This is a genomic window from Streptomyces sp. NPDC050619, from assembly GCF_040654815.1.
In the GTDB taxonomy this organism is placed as follows: Bacteria; Actinomycetota; Actinomycetes; order Streptomycetales; family Streptomycetaceae; genus Streptomyces.
The window spans coordinates 60,822-78,059 of the sequence record NZ_JBFAIR010000021.1; the positions used below are offsets into that span (position 1 = coordinate 60,822).

At 70.5% G+C, this 17,238-nt stretch carries 13 protein-coding genes; 6 read left to right on the top strand and 7 right to left on the bottom strand.

Translation table 11 applies throughout. The features are described 5' to 3' along the window. Window positions 1–48: 48 nt before the first annotated feature. Together AB0I77_RS30730 and AB0I77_RS30735 are read right to left on the bottom strand one after the other, a co-directional pair. Window positions 49–2,043, bottom strand: a complete 1,995-nt coding sequence (locus AB0I77_RS30730; protein ID WP_363286093.1) for a CocE/NonD family hydrolase — start codon at window positions 2,041–2,043, stop codon at window positions 49–51. Window positions 2,044–2,175: 132 nt separating this feature from the next. Beyond that, the gene (locus AB0I77_RS30735; RefSeq protein WP_363286094.1) at window positions 2,176–3,672 is read right to left on the bottom strand and encodes a peptide MFS transporter; all 1,497 of its coding nucleotides are present in this window, start codon (window positions 3,670–3,672) and stop codon (window positions 2,176–2,178) included. A gap of 216 nt (window positions 3,673–3,888) precedes the next feature. Here AB0I77_RS30735 and AB0I77_RS30740 point away from each other — a divergent pair, with 216 nt between their 5' ends. From AB0I77_RS30740 to AB0I77_RS30760, 5 genes are all read left to right on the top strand, one after another. Then, on the top strand, window positions 3,889–4,899 hold the full coding sequence (locus AB0I77_RS30740; protein ID WP_363285988.1) for a polyprenyl synthetase family protein: 1,011 nt from the start codon (window positions 3,889–3,891) through the stop codon (window positions 4,897–4,899). 383 nt (window positions 4,900–5,282) lie between these two features. Then, on the top strand, window positions 5,283–6,254 hold the full coding sequence (locus AB0I77_RS30745; RefSeq protein WP_363285989.1) for a CHRD domain-containing protein: 972 nt from the start codon (window positions 5,283–5,285) through the stop codon (window positions 6,252–6,254). 275 nt (window positions 6,255–6,529) lie between these two features. Continuing rightward, the gene (locus AB0I77_RS30750) at window positions 6,530–7,801 is read left to right on the top strand and encodes a DUF2092 domain-containing protein (RefSeq protein WP_363285990.1); all 1,272 of its coding nucleotides are present in this window, start codon (window positions 6,530–6,532) and stop codon (window positions 7,799–7,801) included. 55 nt (window positions 7,802–7,856) lie between these two features. Continuing rightward, a complete protein-coding gene (locus AB0I77_RS30755; RefSeq protein WP_363285991.1) occupies window positions 7,857–8,861 on the top strand; it encodes an ABC transporter ATP-binding protein in 1,005 nt (334 codons plus the stop codon). Next, window positions 8,848–9,741: an ABC transporter permease gene (locus AB0I77_RS30760; protein WP_363285992.1), complete on the top strand. Its 894-nt coding sequence runs from the start codon at window positions 8,848–8,850 to the stop codon at window positions 9,739–9,741. Before AB0I77_RS30755 ends, AB0I77_RS30760 begins: the two co-directional genes overlap by 14 nt. 41 nt (window positions 9,742–9,782) lie before the next feature. Here the strand turns inward: AB0I77_RS30760 and AB0I77_RS30765 are convergent, their stop codons facing one another. The 3 genes from AB0I77_RS30765 to AB0I77_RS30775 form a co-directional block, all read right to left on the bottom strand. Then, window positions 9,783–10,364, bottom strand: coding sequence for an NAD(P)H-dependent oxidoreductase (locus AB0I77_RS30765; protein WP_363285993.1), 582 nt, complete (start codon window positions 10,362–10,364; stop codon window positions 9,783–9,785). A gap of 74 nt (window positions 10,365–10,438) precedes the next feature. Next, on the bottom strand, window positions 10,439–11,737 hold the full coding sequence (locus AB0I77_RS30770; protein ID WP_363285994.1) for an amidase: 1,299 nt from the start codon (window positions 11,735–11,737) through the stop codon (window positions 10,439–10,441). A gap of 115 nt (window positions 11,738–11,852) precedes the next feature. Next, the gene (locus AB0I77_RS30775) at window positions 11,853–12,404 is read right to left on the bottom strand and encodes a DUF6668 family protein (RefSeq protein WP_363285995.1); all 552 of its coding nucleotides are present in this window, start codon (window positions 12,402–12,404) and stop codon (window positions 11,853–11,855) included. A gap of 277 nt (window positions 12,405–12,681) precedes the next feature. Between AB0I77_RS30775 and AB0I77_RS30780 the strand changes: the two genes are divergently transcribed. Beyond that, window positions 12,682–14,553 (top strand): tetratricopeptide repeat protein, encoded by a 1,872-nt coding sequence (locus AB0I77_RS30780; protein WP_363285996.1) that lies wholly within the window; start codon window positions 12,682–12,684, stop codon window positions 14,551–14,553. Between the two features lie 160 nt (window positions 14,554–14,713). Here the strand turns inward: AB0I77_RS30780 and AB0I77_RS30785 are convergent, their stop codons facing one another. Beyond that, window positions 14,714–15,664 carry a M28 family metallopeptidase gene (locus tag AB0I77_RS30785; protein WP_363285997.1) on the bottom strand — a complete coding sequence of 317 codons (951 nt, stop codon included), beginning with the start codon at window positions 15,662–15,664 and terminating at the stop codon, window positions 14,714–14,716. A 394-nt stretch (window positions 15,665–16,058) separates the two neighbouring features. After that, the gene (gene rarD, locus AB0I77_RS30790; protein ID WP_363285998.1) at window positions 16,059–17,078 is read right to left on the bottom strand and encodes an EamA family transporter RarD; all 1,020 of its coding nucleotides are present in this window, start codon (window positions 17,076–17,078) and stop codon (window positions 16,059–16,061) included. Between the last annotated feature and the right edge of the window lie 160 nt (window positions 17,079–17,238).

Consider the following 17,238-nt stretch of genomic DNA (forward strand, 5'->3'; position numbering starts at 1 on the left):
ACTGGCCTGCACAAGAGTGGCAAATCGGGCATTGTGCTCAACTCGTCGTCAACCGGCCGTCCGTGGGATCTGCTTCTCCCAGGTTCGGTGGAAGACCACCTCGCCACCGTCCGTGCAAATCACCTCGTTGGCGGCGAAAAAGGACGATTCGTCGCAGGTGATGGTCGAGCTGGTGCGGACTGTCGTGTCCCAGGCCAGTTCCGGCCGGTGCAGCCGGATCGACCAGTCCGAGTGGGTGCGCGCCGACAGGGGGTCCGACTCGTTGATCGTGTACGTCTCCAGCGCCTCCTCGGTGAACTCCAGACCGTCGGGATACACCCGCGTGCCGCCGTAGCGCGGATCGACCTCCAGCCGCCACTCGCCCTTGGCCACATCGCGCACGACCAGCCGTTCGGGGCGGGGCTCGTCGAGGGTGGCCGGGTAGCTCACGCCCAGCGGTTCGGACTGCTCCGGGTCCTCGAAGGAGATGTCCGAGGCGAACTCCCCTGTCCGTACCGGGAGTTCCAGGAAGCTCCCGGTCGGATCCAGCGTGCAGCCCGCCGCCGAGTCGGGCTGCGGCCAGATCCACGGCCAGTACGCCGAGGAGACGGCGAGCCGGATGCGGTGCCCGGCCGGGAAGACGTGGCCGATGCCGTTCAGCTCGAACTCGACGTCCTCCGTGCTCCCCGGCGCCCACGGCACCGCCTTGTCCCGGCCCTGCCGCGCCGACAGGTTCAGCACGCCCCGGGTGACGAGGGTCGACGAGCCGTCCGGGGCCACGTCGCACACGCGGGCGACCACCTGGCCGCGCGGCACCTCGGAGGTCAGCCGCAGCCGCACCCTCGGCCGCCCCAACACCCAGGTCTCCTCGCCCACTTCGAACTCGAAGCACTCCGACCGCGCGTCCTCCTCCCGCTGGTCGGGCGGCAGATCGGCGTCGTTGCCGAAGGGGAAGAAGCGGCCCGCGTCGAGGCCCGTGTGCTGCGGCGAGCGGATGAGAAGGGGGGCGCCCTGGAGGTCGTACGAGACGGTCCTGACGTTGGGGGAGGGCCAGGCCGGTTCGCCGACCCAGCGGCCGGGCAGCGTGTCGTACACCGTCGCCGGGGGGTGCGAGTCGCTGACGTACGCACGCAGGAGGGGTTCCCGCATCGCGCCTGAGTCGGTTCCCTTCAGCCAGTGGTCCCACCAGCGCAGGGTCTCCTGGAGGAAGCCGATGGCCGGGCCGGGCGGCAGGCCGCGGTCGGGGTACTGGTGGGACCAGGGGCCGATCAGGCCGCGGACGCGGTCGGCCAGCAGGTGCTCGACCAGGCGGAGCACCGTGTCGCGGTACGGGTCGTGCCAGCCGCCCACCGCCAGGACGGCGGCGTCGATCGCGCCGTAGTCCTCGCAGGCGCTGCCGTGGCGCCAGTAGCGGTCCCGGGTCTGGTGGTCCAGCCAGGTGTGGACGAGGGGCTCCACTTCCTCCAGGCGCTCCAGCCACAGCTCCCGCCAGGCCGCGCCGGCGTACCGCGGGTCCGGCGGGCGGCAGACGAAGGCGAGCATGGTGGCCGCCCAGGCGTGCATGTCCACCGCGAGGACGGAACCTCCCATGTAGTGCACGTCGTTGTCATAGCGATCGTCGGTGGAGCAGACCGTGACGATCGCCTTGAGCGGCTCGGGCGCGAGGGCCGCGATCTGGAGGGAGTTGAAGCCGCCCCAGGAGATGCCGAACATGCCGACCTTGCCGTCGCACCACGGCTGGGCCGCCAGCCAGTTCACCACCTCGACCCCGTCGGCCAGTTCCGTCGCCGAGTACTCGTCCGTCGGCACGCCCTCGCTGTTGCCGTGCCCGCGGACATCCACCCGGACGGAGGCGTAGCCGTGCCCGGCGTACCAGGGATGGCGTTGCCAGTCGCGGGGCGCGGTCCAGTCGGTCAGACGGTACGGCAGGTACTCGAGGAGCGCGGGCACGGGTTCGTCCGTCAGGGGGCGCCACACGCGCGCGTAGAGGAGTGTCCCGTCCGGGAGCGGGATGCGGAGGTCCTCGTGGGTCGTCTCGTAGGGGAAGGACGTACGGATGCGGATGCTCATCGGGGTGACCTCAGTGGACCGGGTGCGCGGATGTTCAGCGGGGTGACCTCAGTGGGCCGGGTGCGGCGGATGCCCGTCGGGGTGACCTCAGTGAACCGGGTGCGACAGAAGCTCATCGGGGTGGCCTCAATGGACCGGGTGCATCGTGCGGCGCAGCCAGGGCGCGGCCGCCATCACGGCCAGGCCCGCGGCTATCGCGACCGCGCCGTTGACGCCGAAGTAGGCCTGCTGGGAGACGTCGTCGTAGAGCTTCACCGTCTGGGCCTGGATGCCGTTCGCCAGGGCCAGGGACAGGAACCACAGGGACATGGTCTGGCTGGAGAAGGCGGCCGGGGCGAGCTTGGTCGTGGCCGACATGCCGGAGGTCTCCAGGAGGATGTCGCCGAGCCCGAGCAGGAGGTAGGAGCCGACGATCCACCAGGCGGACATCAGGTAGTCGCCGGAGGCGTGTCCGGACGTCGGCAGGGCCATCAGCAGGAACGACAGACCGCCGAGGACGACCCCGATCGCGATCTTGTTCGAGGCGTGCGGCTGGCCGCGGCCCATGCGGACCCAGAGCGCGGCGACCACGGGCGCGAGGCCGACCTCGAAGGCGCCCAGGGCGGAGGCGTACCAACTGGCGGGGAAGTCGAAGCCGAGGATCGTCGTCTCGGCGTTCGACGCGGCCAGCAGCATCATCGTCGAGTACGCCTGGAAGAGGATGAAGTTGAAGACGGTGGAGGCGAGAAAGAGGACGATGTACGGGCGCAGCCGGCCGCGTTCCCCGGGCGTCACCCGGGGGCTCATGAACATCACCGTGAAGTAGACGACCGGGGCGACCACCGAGACGAGGGTGAGCAGATCGACGAAGCGGTCCATGGTGAGCGGGCCGGCGGCGGCGAGGGCCGTCGCGATGAGCGCGGTGGCGGCGATCCCCGCGATGATCAGGCGGACGGCCCCGCGCATCGCCTCCGGCGCGAGGGCGAACTCCGCCGCGTGTCCCCGCCCGGCCAGGTGGCGGCGGCCCAGGACGTACTGGGCCAGGCCCAGCGTCATGCCGATCGCCGCCGCCGAGAAGCCCCAGTGCCAGCCCTGGTGGTCGCCGAGCCAGCCGGTGATCAGCGGGCCCGCGAAGGCGCCGATGTTGATCGCCATGTAGTAGAGCGCGAAACCGGCGTCGCGGCGGTCGTCGTCGGTGGCGTAGAGCTTGCCGACCATGGTGGCCGCGTTGGGCTTGAGCAGACCCGTGCCCGCGCTGATCAGGCCCAGGCCGGTCCAGGTCGTCGCGGCGGTGGGTACGGCCATGGAGTAGTGGCCGCAGGCGATCAGGATCCCGCCCCACAGCACCGCGCGGTACGAGCCGAGGATGCGGTCGGCGAGCCAGCCGCCGGCGACGGACACGAGGTAGACGAGGGTGCCGTAGGCGGCGGAGACGGAGGCGGCGGTTCCGGCCGACATGCCCAGGCCGCCGTGCGCCACCGTGTCGGCGAAATAGAGGACGAGGATGGCCTGCATACCGAGGAACGAGAAGCGTTCCCAGACCTCGAGACCGGAGAGGGTGAGCAGGCCTTTGGGCTGGCCGAAGAAGGCGTGGTCGTCGTCGGGGGACGGTGGCCGGTTCTCGGCCGTGGCATCGACGTCGATCTCGGACAATCTCTGCTGCTTCCGTGTAAGTCGGTAGATATCAGTTCATATCAAGTGATCAAAAACATACCGGGAGTGATCCGATACCGCCCGAGCTGCACGGGCGGGCGCTATCGGTGATCGAAACTTGACCGGATACGCTGACTTGAGTGATGGCAGCGACCTATCGACAAACCGTGTAATCGCCAGTAGACACCAGCAGACAGGAGACCCCTCGTGACCGTCGTCGGGCCGTTCGGGCTGAGCGTGCGGGACCAGGCTCTGGAAGCCGATGTCCAGGCCGGATTGGCGGCTGTCGAGGAGGGACTGCTCGAAGCCACCAAGAGTGAGGTTCCCTTCATCACCCAGGCCGCCCAACACCTGGTGCGGGCGGGTGGAAAGCGCTTCCGGCCGTTGCTTGTGATGCTCTCTGCCCAGTTCGGGGATCCGTATGCGCCGGGGATCGTGCCGTCGGCGGTGGTGGTGGAGCTGACCCACCTGGCGACCCTGTACCACGACGACGTGATGGACGAGGCCGCCGTGCGGCGCGGGGTCGACAGCGCCAACGCCCGCTGGGGCAACTCGGTCGCCGTCCTCACGGGTGACTTCCTGTTCGCCCGCGCCTCGCACATACTGGCCGACCTCGGGCCGGAGGCGGTGCGGGTTCAGGCGGAGGCGTTCGAACGGCTGGTCACCGGTCAGATCCTGGAGACGGCGGGGCCGACGGACGGGCGCGACCCGGTCGAGCACTACCTCGATGTCCTGGCCGGCAAGACGGGGTCGCTGGTGGCGGTGTCGTGCCGCTTCGGCGCGATGATGTCGGGCGCCGACGAGACGGTGATCGACGTGCTGACCCAGTACGGCGAGCGTCTTGGCGTCGCCTTCCAGTTGGCCGACGACGTCCTGGACATCGCCTCCGACTCGCACGAGTCCGGGAAGACGCCGGGCACGGATCTGCGCGAGGGCATTCCCACGCTGCCGGTGCTGCGGCTGCGGGAGCGGGCGGCCCGGCTGGGGCTGGCCGAGGACATCGCGCTGTGCGAGCTGCTGGACTCCGACCTGGGCGAGGACGCGCGGCTCGAGGAGGCGCTGGCCGGGCTGCGGGCGCATCCCGCACTGGAGCAGGCCCGCAAGGACACCGTCCGCTACGCCGAGGACGCGCGGTCCGCGCTTGCCCCGCTGCGGGACTGCGATGCGAAGCTGGCGCTGATGGAGATGTGCGATGCGGTGGTGCATCGGGCGGGGTGAGCTGTACTGGGGGCGTTCGTTTAGGGGGCGGGGTGGCCTGGAGTGGGGGTGCCCATCCACCGGGCGGGTGGCCTGTAGTGGGGTGCCCATTCAGCGGGCGGGGTGACCTGTAGCGGGGGGACCATTCACCGGGTGGGGGTGGCCTGGAGTGGGGGTGCCCATCCACCGGGCGGGCTGACCTGTACCGGGAGCGCCCATCCACCGAGCGGGCTGACCCATACCGGGAGCGCCCATCCAGCGAGCGGCCATCCTGCGAGATGTGACCCATGCCACACGGTTGAACTGATCCAAACCGAGATGTGCCCCGTATCCATGCCCAGAAGCAGACGCGGCGGGCGTTGGCTGACGTACGGGAGACACGGGGAGACACCACCATCATGGGCATGAACACGACGTCGTCGAAGCGCCGCCAGAGACTGCTCGTCACCAGCGCCGGGTTGACCGCCCTCGCCGGTATCGCCGCCGGGGTGGCCCCGGCGTACGCCCACCCGGACCACGCCGCCGAAAGCGTCACCCTTCTCGCCGCGAGCCTCCAGGGCGCGGGCGAGGTGCCCGTGCAGGGCGGCCCGGCCGTCGGCGACCAGGACGGAGCCGCGCTGGAATTCGTCAAGGTCGAGGGGGACACGGTGTCTGTCGCCGTGCAGTGGCGCGGCACCGGCAAGCCGACCGCCCTCCACCTCCACCAGGGCGCCAAGGGCGCCAACGGCGACGTCAAGGTCGACTTCACCAAGCTGCTCGACGCAAAGAGCGCGAAGAGCGCCAAGAGCTCCAGCAGCAAGGACCGCAGCCTCACCGGAACCGTCAAGGTCAAGGACACGGCGCTGCTCGACGCGCTGAAGTCCGAACCCGGCTCCTTCTACGCCAACCTGCACACGGCCGAGTTCCCGGGCGGTGCCGTCCGCGGCCAGCTCCACCCGGTCACCGTCGCCTCCTTCGACTTCCGCGACGCGCTCGACAACTTCCAGGCGTCCGTCATCAAGGGCAAGCAGATCTACGAGTGCAAGCCGGCCGAGGGCGGCGGCTACGCCTTCGCGCAGCGGGACGTCAGCGCCGTACTCGCCGGCGGCATCGCGCACTCCTTCGTGCAGCCCAACTCCGGTACGCCGCGGTGGATCGCGCCCGACGGCAGCGCGGTCACCGGGTCGGTGCTCACCAAGTCCCCGAACGGGGACAAGAACATCCCCGAACTGGACCTCAGGGCCACCCAGTCCGGCAAGCAGCGCGGACTGCTCGCCGACACCGCGGAGATCCTGCGGCTGAATACCGTCGGCGGCGTCGCCCCGGCCGGCTCCTGCTCGCCGGGCACGATCGTCGGCGTGCCGTACCAGGCGGACTACGTGTTCATCGGTTCCTGAAGGTTCCTGAAGGTTCTTTGGTCCCTGAAAAACGAGCGCGTCGGGGCGGCGCCTGCCGGACAACCCTTACGGGTCGGGGGAGGCGCCGCCTTCGTGTGTCATACCGCAGGTGTACGCGGAGTTGAGCCCGGGGGTTGACGAATTCCGGTGGCCGATTTGGTCAGATGGAGACAGCGGGAAAACACCACTCCTCACCGATTCGGGTGAGAATGGCGGCTACGGGGTGGACACAGGGGAGTTGAAAGGCCGCCGCCGACGACGGAGGTAAGAACCACATGGCACCGAACGAATCCGACGACAGCACGACCGACAGCGCGACCGCCGCGGAGGCCGACGACCGATACGCGGGCCGGCGCAAGGCCGCGCGGTACGTCGTCCCGGTCGCGGTGGTGGGGGTGGCGGCGGCGACCATCGGGCTCGTCCCCGCCCTCGCCGACTCCGGCGACCCCGACCTGCCGAAGGTCAGCGCACAGCAACTCATCGAGAAGATCGCCGCGTCGGACGTGCAGCAGCTGTCCGGCACGGTGAAGATCACCACGGATCTGGGGCTGCCCGACCTGGGCGGTCTGGAGAGCAGCCTGACCTCCGGCGCCATGAAGTCGGGCGAGGGATCGTCCGCGGACCCCACCAGCAAGCTCACCGAACTGGCGTCCGGCACGCACACCCTGCGCGTCGCGGCCGACGGCCCGGACAAGCAGAAGCTCTCGCTGATGGAGAACGCCGCCGAGTACAGCGTGATCCACAGCGGCAAGGACGTCTGGGGCTACGACAGCAAGTCGAACGAGGTCTACCACGCGACCGGCTCCGACAGTGCGGACAGCTCCGGTGGCTCCGACCGCTCCGGCCGCTCCGGCAAGGAAGCGAAGGAAGACGTCCCCGCCACGCCCAAGGACCTCACCGAGGAGGCCCTCAAGGCGGTCGACGACACGACCTCCGTGACCGTCGACGGCACCGCGCAGGTCGCCGGCCGGGACTCCTACCGCCTCGTCATCAAGCCCAAGGACTCCGGTTCCACGGTCGGCGCGATCACCGTGGCCGTGGACGCGAAGACCGGGATGCCGCTGAAGTTCACGCTGACCCCGGCGAGCGGCGGCGCCGCCGTGATCGACGCGGGCTTCACCCAGGTCAGCTTCGCGAAGCCGGCCGCGTCGACCTTCGACTTCACGCCGCCCAAGGGCGCGAAGATCACCGAGGGCGGGGATGTCGAGCACGACAGGGCAGGCGCGAAGTCCGAGGGGGACCTCGGCAAGGGCCACGACGGACTTGACGGTCTGGACGGTCTGGACGGTCTGAAGGTCATCGGCGAAGGCTGGAACTCCGTCGCCACCTTCGACACCGGCGGCGAGGGCATGCCGACCGGCTCCGCGGCCGGCGGCGACCTGGGCGGCTTCATAGACTCGCTCGGCGACAAGGTGACCGGCAAGTTCGGCTCCGGCACGGTCTTCTCCACCCGCCTGGTCAACGCCCTGATGACGGACGACGGCAAGCTCTACGTCGGCGCCGTCAGCAAGGACGCCCTGGTGAAGGCGGCGAACGCGGGGCAGTAAGTACCGTACGCACATGCGATGAGTGCCGTACGCGTACGAGGAATCGAGGAAGCCGATGGGCGAACCGTCCGCCACGGAGCCGGATCCGGAGCCGGAGCCCGGGCCGATGGGTGCGGGTGGGACAGATGACGACAGCGTCATCACCACCCGCGCGCTCACCAAGCGCTACCGCGGCGGGCAGCTCGCCGTCGACGGTCTCGACCTGACCGTCCCGGTGGGCAGCGTCTTCGGCTTCCTCGGCCCGAACGGCTCCGGCAAGACCACCACCATCCGCATGCTGATGGGGCTCATCGAGCCCACCTCCGGGTCGGCCCGCGTACTGGGCCGTCCCATGCCGCGCTCGACACGCGCCGTACTGCCGCACGTGGGCGCGCTGATCGAGGGGCCCGCCCTGTACGGCTTCCTCTCCGGCCGCGAGAACCTGCTGCGGTACGACGCCGCCGACCCGACCGCCGACCCGCGCACCCGGCGTACCCGCGTCGCGGCGGCGCTGGACCGGGTGGGTCTCGCGGCAGCCGCGGGCAAGAAGGCGAAGGCGTACTCGCTCGGCATGAAGCAGCGGCTCGGCCTCGCGGCCGCGCTGCTCCAGCCGCGCAAACTGCTCGTCCTGGACGAGCCGACCAACGGCCTCGACCCGCAGGGCATGCGCGAAATCCGCTCCCTGATCCGGGAGTTGGCTTCGGACGGCACGACCGTCTTCCTCTCCTCCCACCTGCTCGACGAGATCGAGCAGGTGTGTACGCACGTGGCGGTGATGGCACGGGGCCGCCTGATCACCCAGGGACCGGTGGCGGACCTGGCGGCGGGGGTACGCGGCCGGCTCGTCGTGACGACGCCGGACGCGGGTGAGGCGGCACGGGTGCTGAAGGAGCAGGGGGTCGGGGATGTCGTGGTGGCCGAGGACCAGGTGTCGGGCGAACCCCCGGACCGCGATCTCGCCGACCTGAACGCCGCGCTGGTGAAGGCCGGTGTCCGCGTCCGCGGCTTCGGGGTCGAACGGCCCTCTCTGGAGGACGCGTTCGTGGCGCTCACGGGGGAGGGGTTCGATGTCGCGGGCTGAAGTTCTTGATCAAGGCTCGCGTGAAGGCCCCCGTAAGCCCAGCCTGTTGTGGACGTTCGGGCTGTTCCGCAGCGAGTTGCTGACCACCTTCCGGCGCTGGCGCACGCTCGCGCTCCTCGGTGTCCTGGCCGCCGTGCCGATCCTGGTCGGGATCGCGGTGAAGATCGAGACGAGCGACGGCTCGTCGCCCGGCGGCGGAGGCGGGCAGGGCCCGGCGTTCATCTCGCAGATCACCAACAATGGCCTGTTCCTGGTCTTCACCGCGCTGGCCGCGACCCTCCCGTTCTTCCTGCCGATGGCGATCGGCGTCATCGCGGGCGACTCGATCGCCGGCGAGGCGGGCGCGGGCACCCTGCGCTACCTCTTGGTCGCCCCCGCCGGCCGCAGCCGCCTGCTGCTCACCAAGTACGCGACCGTGATGGCCTTCTGCCTGGTGGCCACGCTCGTGGTCGCGGTCTCGGCGCTGACGGTCGGAGCGCTGCTCTTCCCACTCGGTGAGCTGACGACCATCTCCGGCACGCGGATCAGCTTCGAGGAGGGTCTGGGGCGGGCCGTGCTGATCGCCCTGATCGTCGCCGCGTCACTGGTGGGCGTGGCGGCCCTGGGCCTGTTCGTCTCGACCCTGACCAGCAGCGGCATCGCGGCCATGGCGACGACTGTGGGCCTGCTGATCACGATCCAGATCCTCGACCAGATCCCCCAGCTCCACGCCATCCAGCCGTACTTCTTCTCCCACTACTGGCTGTCCTTCGCCGACCTCATGCGCGACCCGGTGTACTGGGACGACCTGCTGAAGAACCTCGGCATCCAGTCCCTGTACGCGGCGGTGTTCGGCGCGGCGGCCTGGGCGCGGTTCACGGCGAAGGATGTGGGGTCCTAGTTGCCCCATTTGCCCTAGTTGTCTCAGTTGTTCTAGTTATCTTAGTTGTCGTAGGGGAAGCGCGCGAGCGGCGCCTGCCGGGCGAAGAACGTCTTGGCGCGGTTCAGTGCCTCGGTGTGCTTCAGTACGTCACCGGGCTTGCTGCCGTTGCCGAGCAGCACCCCGCCGAAGCGCATGCCCATGTACGCGGCCGAGTTGTTGAGTGTCCCGACCAGTGGGTCGGCGACCTCCTCTTCCTCGTGGGCGAGCACGGTGACGCCCCAGAGCGTCCGCCCGGCCAGCGTCGCCTTGAAGTCCACGCCCGGGGTGCGCAGCCAGCCCGCCCAGAAGTCCAGGTAGCGCTTGACGGGGGCGGGGAGGGAGTACCAGTACAGCGGCGACACGATCACGATGTCCGTCGCCGCGAGCGTCGCGTCCAGCAGTCGTGCCACGTTGCCCTCAGTCGGGCGGACATGATCACTGTCGTGTCGCAGGTCCACGAAGTCCGGCAGCGGATGCTCCGCGAGGCTGATCCACTCCTGCTCGACATCTCCGGGGAGCTGCTCGGCGGCCCTGCGGGCCAGCATTTCGGTGTTGCTCTCGGTGCGGCTGCTGCCGAGAACGAACAGGAAGCGGCGGGTCATGGGTCCCCCATCAGGCGGCATGGAGCTATTGAATGCGCTTGCACTAAATGCGTATGCACTAAATGTGCATGCAATCAATATAGACGATCGGCGGTCCGGAGCAAGAGCTCTTCCCGCCCGTGCGGCGCCACCAACTGGAGCCCGACCGGACACCCGTCGGGGCCGAAGCCCGCCGGGAGGCTGATCGCCGGGTGCCCGCTCAGGTTGAACGCCCAGGTCAGGGCCGTGGAGTAGCGGTCGCCAGGGCCTTCGTGGCCGTGCGGCGGGGTGGGGGTCGTCGGTGTCAGGAGCAGTTCCGCCTCGGCGAAGAGGGCGTCCAGCCGACGGTCGTTCTCCGCCCGGATGCGGTGCGCGGAGGTGAGTTCCGCGCCGTCGGACCGCAGCGCGAGCCAGGCGGGCGCCGGGTCTTCGAGCCGGAGGGCGGTGCGGGGCGATACGAGCCGCAGGGCACCGGCTTCCGCGAGGCGTAGGGCGGCCGCACGGGCGATCTCGACGATGTCGGGGGCGGGGGCGGGGGCGGGGTCGGCGAAGCCGAGGTCGGGGGACCAGACGGCGGTTGGAGGGGCGGTGGTTGGAGCGGGGGTGGTCGGAGGGGCGGTGGTTGGAGCGGGGGTGATTGGAGCCGGGGTGGTTGGAGCGGGGGTGATTGGAGCCGGGGTGGTTGGAGCGGGGGTGGTTGGAGCGGGGGTGGTCGGAGGGGCAGTGCTTGGTGCATCGGCTGGCTTTGCCGACATCACCCGCCAGTACGCCGCCGCGTCCGACACGGTGCGGGTGAGCACGCCGGGCGCCGTGAGCCCCGTACGGTCGGCCGTCGGCAGCCGTCCGTTCGTGACCTTCAGCCCGACCACACCGCACCACGCCGCGGGGATCCGCACCGACCCAGCCCCGTCGCTCCCGGTCGCCAGCGGCACCAGCCCCGCCGCGACCGCCGCCGCGGACCCGGCCGAGGATCCGCCCGGCGTACGGTCAGCCCGCCACGGGTTGACCGTACGGCCATGGGCGCCAAGTCCCCAGGTCTGCCACGGAGTTCCCGGCCCCGGGACGGCCGTGGCGCCCACCGCCACACACCCGGCGGCCAGCAGCGGAGCCGCCGTACGCAGCCCGTTCCTGCCCTTGACCCCGATCGGGACCCCGGCCAGCGGGAGCCGCTGGCCCGCGGCAACCCGAGCGTCCACGTCGCGCGCCCGCCGCAGCACGTCCTCGCCCCACACCTCGATGAACGCGCACAGGGTCGGCTCGGCCCGCCCGATCCGCTCCAGCGCCGCCGCGACGACATCGACCGCGGACAGGGCACGCGTCCGTACGGCGGAGGCGATGCGTTCGGCCGACAGTGATGCGAAGTCGGACAGGTCGGGCAAGGTCGTGTCGCTCAACGCGACCCACCGGCTGCCCGTGTGAGGCGGGCGAGTGCCTGGGGCTCGCGGGGTGGGGTTCTGCTCAGGTCGCCCGGGCACCAGGCGGTCGCCAGGGTCGGCGAGGTCGTGCGGGTCAACGGGACCGCCCGGCCGCCCCTGTCAGGCGGGCCAGCGCCTCGGCCTCGCGGGGCCGGGTTCTGCCCAGGTCGCCCAGGCGCCAGGCGGTCACCCACGGCACGCGGTACACGTCGATCGCCGACTCGATGGCCTTGACCTGTTGGGCGAGGGGTCGCGGCAGCCGGCCGGGGGCGTCCGCGACCAGCACCACCGCGTCGAGGTCGAGCCCCGGCGGCGCCTCCCCGCGCCGGAAGACCTCCACCGCACGCAGGACGGCATGCAGTCCGGCCGCGTGGGTACGGGCGACGAGCAGGACCGACGGCGGGTCGGCGGGGCCCGGCCAGTCGCGTCCGCAGTCGTGGCCGCCGTAGACACTGGCCAGGGTGGAGGTGCCCGCGCCGCCGTGGGTGCCGAGGAAGGAGAAGCGGCGGGGCGCGGCGGAGGCGGGGGCAGTGGCACGGGCAGGCTCAGGCTCGGGCGATCTTGGCTCTTGCCCCGGCTCCGGCTCCGGCACGGCTACCGGTCCGCGGATCCAGATCTCCGGCCCTTGCTGCACATCCGTACGCATGCCCGCGTTCCTCTCTCGTCACCTCGACATCCCTCCCGCTACCCCGCTACCCCCTGATGCTCATGACATCCGAGACGCGCTCTGACGTGGTGTGAGTTCCTGGAACCAGCCTGTGACGTCACGGTGACGTGAGAACCGTGGGCGAGCGGAGAGACTCGACAGTACGTATACGACCGGATCTTGACGCCGGGAACGGAAACCCGACGGCTGGAGGGCGCACCATGGAAACCGAACGCGTTGTCCGGCGACTGCCCGACGCATCCGAGTGAGGGAACCGATGTCTCGACTGAGCCGCGGCAAGAAGCGGGACCACCAGCGCGCCGCGCACCCGGCCGCGCCCGCGGCGGCACCGATCGACGTCTACGTCCCCGCTGCGCCCGGACCCGGTGCGGGCGGTGCGGGTGTTGTGGGCGTAGTGGGCAGTGCGTCGGTCGGGGGCGTGCGGGTCGTCGCGGCTTCCGGCGAGGAGATCCAGCACGCCGTCCTGAACCACCTCCACCGCATCGCCCTCGCCACCGGCCACCGCGTCCTCGCCACGATCCACGACGAACGCATCGGCTACGTCATCCCGCTCCACGTCGACCCCGACGGCTCCAGCAGCTTCGCCTCCGACCCGGCACCGATGGCCCCGTGGGGGGAGCCGAGTGATGCGCCGGCTCCGCCGACCACGAACTTGGGGGCGCCGGCGCCCGCAGCCTCAGTGGAGCCGCGGTGGGCGCAACGGGACAACCCCACGCACATGCTGCGGCCGGTGTCGGAGCCCGTGCGGGATGCGGTCCCCACGTTTCCGATGCGGGCCGTGTCCGAGACGCCGGCGGCCGATGAGCCCGAGTCAGCCTTCGCGCCGCGGCCGATCCCGCAGCCACCCCTGGGCCCGGCCCCCGGCACCGTCGCCCCTCCGACGGGGGAGTTCGGCCCGCCACCGGTAATGGACACGAATCCAGCGCCGACGCCCGATGCCGCACCCATCGGTGACGCCGCGCCCATGCCCGATCCCGCCTCCATCCGAGATGCCGCGCCCGTCCGTGATGCGGAGTCCATCCGCGATCCCGGTTTCATGCCTGATCAGGCGTCCGCCCGTGATGCCGCGCCTATTGGTGATGCCGCGTCTGTGCGTGATGCGGGGTCCATCCGCGAGGCTGGGGTCCTGCCCGATGCCGCGTCCATCCGCGATCCCGCGTCCATGTCCGAGCCTGCGTCTGCCCGTGATGCCGCGCCTATTCGTGATGCCGCGTCCGTGCGTGATGCGGGGTCCATCCGCGAGGCTGGGGTCCTGCCCGATGCCGCGTCCATCGGCGATCCCGCGTCCACGTCCGAGCCCGCGTCCGCCCGTGAAGCCGCGCCTATCCGCGATGCCGCGCCTATCCGCGATGCCGCGCCTATCCACGATGCGGGGTCCATCCGTGAGTCTGTGCTCAAGCCCCAGCCCGCGTCCATGCCCGAGCCCGCATCCACCCGCGATGCCGCCTGCGTCCCCGATCCCGCGCCCATCCCCAACCCCGACCCAACCCCCATCCCCAACCCAACCCCCAACCCCAACCCCACCCTCACCCCGGACGACCTAGCCCTAGCCTCCGCCCTCCCCCTCGACCTCGACCCAGACCCCAAGCCCACCCCGCCCCGAGGCTTCGACGCGGTAGCCGAAGCCGTGCTCGGGGACGGTCTGCTCACCGTCCCCGGCGACGGCACCGCGCCCGCGCTGCTCGCGGAGCCCATGGCGCGGATCAACGAGGCCGTAAAGGATGGACGGACAGAGGCGGCGGCGGAGCTGGCGGAGCGGACCATGGCGGAGGCCTCGGGGACGCTGGGGCCGGAGCACCCCGAAGTGCTCCGGCTGCGCGAACTCACCGCATATATCGCCTACTTGGTCGACGACCCGGTCCGCTCCTTCCACCTCTCCCTCGACCTGGCTCGCATCCGACACGGCGCCCGGGAGGCGGAGGAGGCGTACGGCAGCATCCAGAGCGCGGCCACTGCCTGGCGCGCCGTACGCGACCCCGTACAGGGCCTGGACCTGGGCCACGCCCTGATCGACTTGTGGAGCGAACTCATGGCCGAGGACGGCCCGGCCGCCGAGGACAGCGAGCAACTGGAGAAGGCCCGCACCCGCATGGGCCGCCTCACCGAACGAGCCCGCACCGCCCGTTGACCCCGGTCACCCCGGCCGACCCCCGCTGACCAGTCACCACTCACCAGTCACCACTCACCACTCACTAGTCACCAGTCACCACTCACCACTCACTAGTCACCAGTCAACACTCACCAGTCACCACGCCCCCCCCCGCACCGCCACGCCCCCCGGCACCCCCCTACGCCGACAACTCCCACACCACGTACGCGATCGCGTCACTGTTCCGGTTCAGGGCGGTGTCGTTGATGTTGGCGGTCGTGTCGCAGGACGAGTGGTAGCAGCGGTCGAAGGCCTGCCCCGCCGTACCGCCCCACTTGGCGGCCTGCGCCGCCGACTTGACCCTGCTCGCGCCGGTGAAGAGCCCGCCGACGGGCACACCCGCGCTCTTGAAGGGCGCGTGGTCGGAGCGGCCGTCGCCCTCGGTCTCGATCTCCGTCGCGACGCCGAGGCCGGTGAAGTAGTCCTTGAAGGACTTCTCGATGGCCGGGTCGTCGTCGTAGACGAAGTAGCCGGGGTTCGGCGAGCCGATCATGTCGAAGTTCAGGTAGCCACTGATCCGTGCGCGGTTCGCCGCGCTGAGGCTGTTGACGTAGGTGCGGGAGCCCACCAGCCCCAGCTCCTCCGCGCCCCACCAGGCGAACCGGAGATGCTTGGTGGGCTGGAGGTTCGCCCGCGCCACGGCCAGCGCGGTCTCCAGGACGGCCGCCGAGCCGGACCCGTTGTCGTTGATGCCGGCGCCGGAGGAGACGCTGTCGAGATGCGAGCCCGCCATCACGATCTGGCCCGTGTCCCCGCCGGGCCAGTCGGCGATCAGGTTGTAACCGACGCGGCCGGAGGACGTGAACTGCTGGACGGCCGTGGTGAATCCGGCCGCGTCCAGCTTGGCCTTCACGTAGTCGAGCGAGGCCTTGTAACCGGCGCGGCCGTGCGCGCGGTTGCCGCCGTTGGCGGTGGCTATCGACTGCAACTGCGTCAGATGAGCCTTGACATTGGCCACGGGGATGTCGGGCGCCGCGGCCACCGCGGGTTCGGGCGCGGGGGCCGCGCCGGCTATGGACCCGCCGGCCAGGAGCGAGACGGCCGCGACGACGGCGGTGGCCGTGGCGCGTCCGGGAACCGAGAGCTTCATGTGGGGGCTCCGAATTCCTTGGGAATCACAGGGATTCCACAGCGAATGGGGTGCCTGGATGGTGAAGCTGAGGCTGACGCTCCGTCAAGGGCGCATTCCGGTCAGCGCTGTTCGCATAACGGATGGCTCGTGCTCAGTGCACGCAAAACTGAGCCCTGCTCTTGGGCCGGGGTCTTCTTCGGGTTCTGTTCCTGCCGGTCGGCATGGACTGGCCGTATCCGGCGATGCTGCCGACGCTGTACCTCGCGAGCACCGCCTTCGCACTGGCGTACGGTCCGCTGACCGTCGCCGCGACGGACGGGGTGGCCGACACCGAACAGGGCCTGGCGGGCGGCCTGCTGAACACCGCGACACAGTTCGGTCCGGCGAACGGGATCTCGGCGGTGACCGCGGTCTACGGCTTGGCGTCCAGCGGCTCGGGTTCGGGACCGGAGGGCACGCTCTCAGCCTTCCGTACGGCGCTCACGGTGCCCGTCGGCATGGTCGTGCTGGCCCTGCTGCTCGCGGCCCTGAGCGTACGGGCGGCCCGGCGCGCATTGCGCAGGGCGTCCCAGGTGAGCAGCGTCAGCGCCAGCCAGACCAGCGCGAAGCCCGCCCAGCGCTCGGGCGGCATGGCCTCGTCGAAGTAGAGGATGCCGAGCAGGAACTGGAAGACCGGAGCCAGATACTGCAGCAGCCCCAGTGTGGACAGGGGCACGCGGATCGCGGCCGCGCCGAAGCAGACGAGGGGGATCGCGGTGACGACGCCGGTCGCGGCGAGCAGGGCCGCGTGGCCCGGGCCCTCGGTGGTGAAAGTGGACTCGCCGTGCGCGGAGAGCCACAGCAGATAGCCGAGCGCGGGCAGGAACTGGATCGCGGTCTCGGCGGTCAGCGACTCGAGACCGCCGAGGTTGACCTTCTTCTTCACCAGGCCGTAGGTGGCGAAGGAGAAGGCGAGGGTGAGGGAGATCCACGGCGGCTGCCCGTATCCGATGGTCAGCACGAGGACGGCGGTGAAGCCGACCCCGACCGCCGTCCACTGCACGGGCCGCAGCCGTTCCTTCAGGAGCAGGACGCCCATCGCGATGGTGACGAGCGGGTTGATGAAGTACCCGAGCGAGGCCTCGACCACGTGACCGGCGTTCACCGACCAGATGTAGACGCCCCAGTTCACGGTGATGAGGGCCGCGGCGATCGCGACGAGCCCGAGCCGGCGCGGCTGCCGCAGCAGCTCACCGGCCCACGCCCAGCGCCGTACGACCAGCAGCGCGACCGCGACGAAGAGGAGGGACCAGACCATCCGGTGCGCGAGGATCTCGAGCGCCCCGGCGGGCTTCAGCAGCGGCCAGAAAAGGGGCACGATCCCCCACATCCCGTAAGCCGCGAAGCCGTTCAGCAGTCCTATGTGCCGCTCACCCTTCGACTTCCCGCTCACGGTCCCCTCTTTCTCGCATCACGCACGCTCGCCTGCAAGAAGGTAACGCCGAGCACCCCCGCCTGTCATGCCCGTATCGCTATACGGTCATGACAGGCGGGGTCGTGCACCCAGGGGCCTTAGGGGGAGTGCGCCCCTGAGCGTCTACGCCAGAACTCCT

Coding starts and splice junctions, on each gene's coding strand:
- AB0I77_RS30755 (WP_363285991.1), top strand. CDS start 7,857: ATGGGCGAACCGTCCGCCACGGAGCCGGATCCGGAGCCGGAGCCCGGG.
- AB0I77_RS30745 (WP_363285989.1), top strand. CDS start 5,283: ATGAACACGACGTCGTCGAAGCGCCGCCAGAGACTGCTCGTCACCAGC.
- AB0I77_RS30775 (WP_363285995.1), bottom strand. CDS start 12,404: ATGCGTACGGATGTGCAGCAAGGGCCGGAGATCTGGATCCGCGGACCG.
- AB0I77_RS30760 (WP_363285992.1), top strand. CDS start 8,848: ATGTCGCGGGCTGAAGTTCTTGATCAAGGCTCGCGTGAAGGCCCCCGT.
- AB0I77_RS30780 (WP_363285996.1), top strand. CDS start 12,682: ATGTCTCGACTGAGCCGCGGCAAGAAGCGGGACCACCAGCGCGCCGCG.
- AB0I77_RS30765 (WP_363285993.1), bottom strand. CDS start 10,364: ATGACCCGCCGCTTCCTGTTCGTTCTCGGCAGCAGCCGCACCGAGAGC.
- AB0I77_RS30785 (WP_363285997.1), bottom strand. CDS start 15,664: ATGAAGCTCTCGGTTCCCGGACGCGCCACGGCCACCGCCGTCGTCGCG.
- AB0I77_RS30750 (WP_363285990.1), top strand. CDS start 6,530: ATGGCACCGAACGAATCCGACGACAGCACGACCGACAGCGCGACCGCC.